The sequence below is a fragment of the Pseudomonas sp. NPDC087803 genome, from assembly GCF_044742995.1.
Taxonomy (GTDB): Bacteria; Pseudomonadota; Gammaproteobacteria; order Pseudomonadales; family Pseudomonadaceae; genus Aquipseudomonas.
In genome coordinates this window covers 1-471 of record NZ_JBIUVO010000135.1, presented here as the reverse complement: position 1 = coordinate 471, position 471 = coordinate 1, and the positions used below count along the sequence as shown (strand labels likewise).

At 63.5% G+C, this 471-nt stretch carries 1 protein-coding gene; it reads right to left on the bottom strand.

Going from position 1 to position 471, the window contains the following annotated elements; all coding sequences use genetic code 11:
• Positions 1 to 13 precede the first annotated feature (13 nt).
• Positions 14 to 471: cbb3-type cytochrome c oxidase subunit I (locus ACIOUG_RS26875; RefSeq protein WP_401070181.1), on the bottom strand; the 458-nt coding region annotated here is incomplete at its 5' end.

Below are 471 nucleotides of genomic sequence, written 5' to 3'. Positions count from 1 at the left end.
CATGGCGAACTCCTCAGGCCATCTGCGCGGCAGCAACGACGTCAGCAGGCTGCGAGGCCCGCACGGTGCGCCAGGTGTTGTAAGCCATCAGCAACATGCCGCTGAGGAAGATCGCCCCGCCCACCAGCCGCACGATGAAGCCCGGGTGGCTGGCCACCAGGGTTTCGACGAAGGAGTAGGTCAGCGTGCCGTCCTCGTTGACTGCGCGCCACATCAGGCCCTGAGCGATGCCGTTGACCCACATCGACGCGATGTAGAGCACGGTGCCGATGGTCGCGAGCCAGAAGTGCGCGTTGATCAGACCGATGCTGTGCATCTGCTCTTTGCCGAAGACTTTCGGGATCATGTGGTACAGCGCACCGATCGAGATCATCGCCACCCAGCCGAGGGCGCCGGCGTGAACGTGGCCGATGGTCCAGTCGGTGTAGTGGGAGAGGGCGTTGACGGTCTTGATCGCCATCATCGGACCTT